Below are 5,313 nucleotides of genomic sequence, written 5' to 3'. Positions count from 1 at the left end.
TATTAATAATTAATTTATTTATAAGGGCAATATTAAAGAAAAGCTCTTCCGAATTTCAAGCTCGGGAGAGCTTTGAGAGACTAGAAACTAAAGTGAAGATTACCTCTTAAACCAATAATCCAACTGTCATCAGCTTCTGAGTTCTTCGGTAAAGAATAAAGATATTGAACATTAGGAGTTAACGAGAGCGCACCCCAGTTCATTCGGTAATAGATTTCAGAGTTATAAGAGTCATCAGCTACATTAGCAGAGTTGGGCTTAGCCCAACCCAAGGCGATGCCTAGCATGCCAGGTCCTGCCTCATACCCAGTACCAAACACGACCGAAGATTTGTATAGAGCCTCAGGTCCTTGCGCGACACCGGCTCTGAAAAATGGTATCCATGAGCCGGTTTTATATATGGACGACCAATTTGCGCCATAGTTTTCGCTAGCTTTCTCTTTTCCATCACTGTGCCAAACTGTTAGGTGTGAATTCTTCAAATAAAAATCGTCTTTCGACTCCACCCAACCTATTTCTAGGGACTTAAAATATTGATTATCATTGATGAACTGTTCAACACCATCGAAAGGCTTAGTCGAATCAGCTTTTGCATCAGAGAAACTTGCATAAAAATAATAGTTTTCCGACATCATATGGCGTAGAACGCCGCCGAATGTTGATTCATCTGGGATTGGGATAGAACCGGAACCGGTACTAAACTGTAAGTTAGAAAAACCATAGTAAGGGTTACCCAACTGATAAGTATCAACATAATCAGTTGCATCTAAAAAACCAACCATCATATCAGTAGATTGTTTATTAAAGGTTTGTGTCCAATAAAGATTCGTTAACCTTAAACCTATATCACTAAAAGCTGGTTGGATTACACCAAACCCTCCGCCATTCTCCATGACAAATTCAGAGGGCGTACTCTCTGTATAACCGTGCTTATGATCAACCCTCAGCTGCAAAGCTCCGGTATCACTCTCTTTTTGGTAAGCTCGCCAATTCAATGTAATCCGTGCAATACCAGCTGCCGCACTGCTGTCTTTGTTCGGCAAGCTCTCACTGGACGTTAAACCAAAAACATAATAATCCACAGCTCCCTTTAAATCCTGGTCTTCAGCCGCATGAATCAACGTTGGCGTAACAAACACAACCGATCCCACAAGCGTTAGCCAAAAACGCTTAGTCTTTTTCGTAAATGCTACATTCTCAATCATATCAATAACTTCCTTTTTTTTTCATCGAAGTTGTACGACTCAGCTCAACTTTCATTGTTAGTCAGGAGTTATTAAGAGGGATTTGAAAAATGAATACTCGTAATTAATAGGTAATTTAAGCGCTCTCCTTTATCAACCTGTCACAATCATTTATTTAAAATCGAAAACACCTCAATTTTTTATACCAACATCAAAAATTGAGGTATATACTATTTCTTATCCCTACCCGGAGGCAGAAATGGATAATCAAAACACTACAAACACATTTCAAGCGCTTAAAATCGGTGCAGACGCTTACATTCAGCGTCGTAATCAACGTTTACTGGCCAATCATCGCAAAGAGCTGCGTAACTTTACCCGAGCAGAAGCCTCGGCCTACCTTGGCATTGATGCAAAAACGCTTGATCGGTATGTTACCGCCGCTGCGATAGATCCCCGTCGTCATGAAGACTCACAATGGTCGATCGATATCGCGGAAATGTACAAGGTACGTAACTTACTACCAGATAATCTACGTAAAGACGCTAAGTTCATACGCAGTGAGCAGCAAAAGGCGCAAGTGATGGTTATCCAGAACCAAAAAGGCGGTGTTGGTAAAACCGTTTCTGCCGCGACTATCGCATCAGGTTTAGCGACCGAGTTTCATCAAGAGTATCGTGTTGGTCTAATCGATATGGATGGCCAAGCCACGCTATCGATGTACTACGCGCCCGAAGCCGAGCAAGAAGGTAACTTGTCTGTTGGTGACTTGATGATGAAAACGTTCGACCTCGATGAAGGCGAAACCGTTGTTCAAGTCATCTCTGAAGCCTTTCTTGAAACTACCATTCCAAACCTGCGCATTTTGCCTGCCGCGCAAAGTGACCGAGCGATGGAAGGCTGGTTTCATGAGCAAGTATTCAGTCAAACCTTAAATTCACCTTATTCACTACTTAAAGACATCATCGATAGTGTAAAAGATGAGTTTGATATCATTATTATCGACACCCCTCCTTCACTAGGTTATGCAACCTTCAATGCGTATTTTGCCGCAACGAATGTGGTCTTCCCATTGTCGATTACCGAAAACGACATTGATGCTACCTGCTCTTACTTCAGCTACATTCCTCAGGTGTGGGCCCTGTTAGAGAACGCCAACCATGAAGGCTACGACTTCATGAAGATCTTACTGACTAACCATCGTGATAGCTCAACCACTACCGAATTAATGAACAACCTGTACGACAACTTCTCTCCTTACTTGTACTCAAAAGAGTTTAAGCATAGTGAGGCCGTTCGTCAGTCGTCTTCCCTACTCTCGACGGTGTTTGATATGTCGAAAAGTGAATACCCGAAAAGCAAAGCAACTTTCCAAAGCGCGCAACAAAACAGCTATGAAGTTACAAGTCAGATCTTGCGCGATATTCTGAACGTTTGGCGTGAACAGGAGAACAAATAATGGCGAAGAAACGTGGCGGGAGCCCTTTAGGCAATGCTCCTGGTTCAGCTCAAGCGCAGCAATCAGCGGCCAAAGCAAATTTAGACACTCTAACAAGTCAACTCAGCACCGAGCTAGAGAAAAGCGGGCAAAACGCTGAAGACTACCTTAGAACTAAGTTTGGATTAGAGTCTGTTGGCCAGAAAATGGTTTGGCAATTAGCTTCTGGTTCAACTGCCACTTTCAATGAAGTTACACTGTCACACGAACAAGTTAAGCAGAACTCATTTGTGACCTTTGATGTTAATGGTCGTGACCAGTCTCTGTTAACCAAAGAATCATTGGAAGATTTGAACTCGTTAGAGTTTCAGCAGTTCTATCCAGCCGTTGGCCGAGAAATTAATGGTCGCATTGATATTCTTGATGGCTCTCGCCGTCGTGCTTGGTTTTTATTTCAAGAAGGTCGTGTAAAAACATTCCGAATTCTAGTCACTCAAAACGAGCTTTCTACCACCGATGCCAAAGCGCTGGCTAAGCAGCTGCAAACCGCCAAAGAGCACAACCAGCGTGAGATTGGTTTGCAATGTCAAACTCTGATGAAGAACGGTGAGCTAACTCAAGAAGATGCGGCAAAAATCTTAAATATTAGCCGTCAAGCGGTAGGTCGAGCGCTGAAAGCAGCCAGTATTGACAGTAAGCTGATTGCCCTATTCCCTGTCGTTAACGACTTGTCTCATGCTGATTACTCCCTCTTGGCTAAGGTGATGAAAGCGTTCGCCGATGACAAGAAAGCCTTGAGTAGCTTCATTAAAAAAATAGCCGATAATGCTGTCAACGCTCAGGCTGAGCAGAGCCAAGAAGACGCTAAAGACGCTCTGATTGCTTACATTAAAGATGAGTTAAAGATCGTTGAAGCCAAGCAAGAATTAGACAAAGCTGTCATTACTCCTCTAGCAGAGTTCGACAGTAAAGGTATGTTTGCTCGTAAGCGTGTTAAAGGTCGAAACTTTTCGTATGAATTTGGTCGCTTATCAAAGGATGTCCAAGCTGAACTCGATAAAGCTATCCAATCAGTGTTAGGTAAACACCACCAATCAACTTTATAAAAAGATAAAGGCTCTCAAATTAGGGCCTTTATCTTTCACCTAACCCGTCCTAAATAAGGTTGACACATATCCAACATGAAATTAGAGAGTTACAAATACAATTATGACTGTTATCAGAACGCACTTGCGGAAAGGATAATGGAAGACTAAAGATAGAATACTCGCTGAGGATGCAAAGAAAATGGTCTCCAAATCAGTAAAAACTAGGCCCTACAATGAGTTTGGCCTCGTCAAACTCTAAAACACCCCCCCCCCGATGAAGTACATCCATCATTTTAATTAACCACTTGTTTGTCACCTCCCTCTATGCCAAATCGAAAAAATCGGATGACTACAAGCGACTAAACCATCAAGAACAAGTTGGCTTGGGAAACTTCCTTCCTTATTCTATTTGACCTAGGGTAACTTCATCCTTATAACCCAAAAATTGGCTAAGTGCAGAGTGTTTGGTTCTAGGTGAACCTAACAATCGAATTATTATCTTAGCCAAATATAAAGACCATTAATTTATTATTAATAAATAATGATAAGGCTTAATTCTTCTCACGTCCAAAAGGCTCTCTCCTGTAGTGGCCTCCTGATCCCGGACCTCATAAATGAGGGGTTCAATGGCAAAACGACAAAGACGTACATTTTCTACTGAATTCAAAAATATATGCTGCAAGCTTGGTTCTTGACCAAGGGGGCTCCATCCCTGAAGCAGCTAGCTCTATGGAATACGTGAAACAGCTTTACGACACTGGGTCGAATAACTCAAAATTGAGCAAGGTGAGGTTACTTATCTTAGGTCTGGTTCGAAGTGGGCCTACTTAGCAGTAGTGCTTGACCTATTTAGTCGACGCGTTGTGGGCTGGCCTTTATCAGATAAGTCCAATGCTGAATTAGCATCTAAAGCTTTAGGGCTGGCTTAGGAGAAACGGGGACGGCGAAGAACATGATGTTCTATTAATATCAAGGATGCCAGGACAACTCAAAGCATGAGCCTTCGTGGTAATTGTTGGGAAAACACTCCCATAGAAGGTTATTTAGAAGCTTGAAAGCCGAGTGGGTACCAGAAACAAGCTACCTGGAACAAACTCAGGACAAGAAAGACAACGGCTATTATCTGATGAGTCCTTACAATCGGCAACGCCCTCAAGAAAATGATGGGTTGTCACCAGTTAATGGCCCTTCAGCCAGTGTCCGGTACTTTTGACCACTACACCCCCTAGAACAATCAATATTCCGCCGACCATCAAAGACCATAAGCTAACCTATTTTATTTTTTAGTGACCCAAGTTCAAGCTAGACGCCCCCAAAACGCAATGAAATCTGTACTAATAAACATTAGATTAGTAAGTACACCAAAAAATGAATAGCTGCAGCTCGATTAAGAGTTCCGATTCTTTCGTAACGAATTGAGGAATAAAAGCAAAATAACAGGCTCAAGGGATCTCGTAGACAGAGAAGAAGCAACTATATAAAACAGGAAGAATGAGAGTATTAGTCAAAAATTTATTGTTATTTAACCCTCCAAAACCCCAGTTTTAAAAAACTAAACTATCACTATAAATAGATGATTTTTTTGATAAATTATTTATAAATT

Annotated in this window: 3 protein-coding genes and 2 pseudogenes; 4 read left to right on the top strand and 1 reads right to left on the bottom strand. The window is 41.7% G+C overall.

Annotation, left to right across the window (positions count from 1 at the left end; translation table 11 throughout):
* Positions 1-80: 80 nt before the first annotated feature.
* On the bottom strand, positions 81-1,205 hold the full coding sequence (locus AB4653_RS05455; protein ID WP_016800053.1) for a carbohydrate porin: 1,125 nt from the start codon (positions 1,203-1,205) through the stop codon (positions 81-83).
* A gap of 238 nt (positions 1,206-1,443) precedes the next feature.
* On the opposite strand from AB4653_RS05455, the gene AB4653_RS05450 reads away from it, so the two are divergent.
* The 4 genes and pseudogenes from AB4653_RS05450 to AB4653_RS05435 form a co-directional block, all read left to right on the top strand.
* On the top strand, positions 1,444-2,643 hold the full coding sequence (locus tag AB4653_RS05450) for a ParA family protein (RefSeq protein WP_102258282.1): 1,200 nt from the start codon (positions 1,444-1,446) through the stop codon (positions 2,641-2,643).
* A complete protein-coding gene (locus AB4653_RS05445; protein WP_016800055.1) occupies positions 2,643-3,728 on the top strand; it encodes a ParB family protein in 1,086 nt (361 codons plus the stop codon). The genes AB4653_RS05450 and AB4653_RS05445 overlap by 1 nt, the downstream gene beginning before the upstream one ends.
* Before the next feature lie 800 nt (positions 3,729-4,528).
* Positions 4,529-4,636: pseudogene (locus AB4653_RS05440) on the top strand (hypothetical protein); the annotation flags it as partial.
* A gap of 54 nt (positions 4,637-4,690) precedes the next feature.
* A pseudogene (locus AB4653_RS05435) lies at positions 4,691-4,923 on the top strand (hypothetical protein); the annotation flags it as partial.
* Between the last annotated feature and the right edge of the window lie 390 nt (positions 4,924-5,313).

It is taken from the genome of Vibrio sp. 10N.222.48.A3 (assembly GCF_041475345.1).
Lineage (GTDB): Bacteria > Pseudomonadota > Gammaproteobacteria > Enterobacterales > Vibrionaceae > Vibrio > Vibrio tasmaniensis_A.
This window is presented reverse-complemented; position numbering and strand designations above follow the sequence as displayed.

Coding starts and splice junctions, on each gene's coding strand:
- AB4653_RS05445 (WP_016800055.1), top strand. CDS start 2,643: ATGGCGAAGAAACGTGGCGGGAGCCCTTTAGGCAATGCTCCTGGTTCA.
- AB4653_RS05455 (WP_016800053.1), bottom strand. CDS start 1,205: ATGATTGAGAATGTAGCATTTACGAAAAAGACTAAGCGTTTTTGGCTA.
- AB4653_RS05450 (WP_102258282.1), top strand. CDS start 1,444: ATGGATAATCAAAACACTACAAACACATTTCAAGCGCTTAAAATCGGT.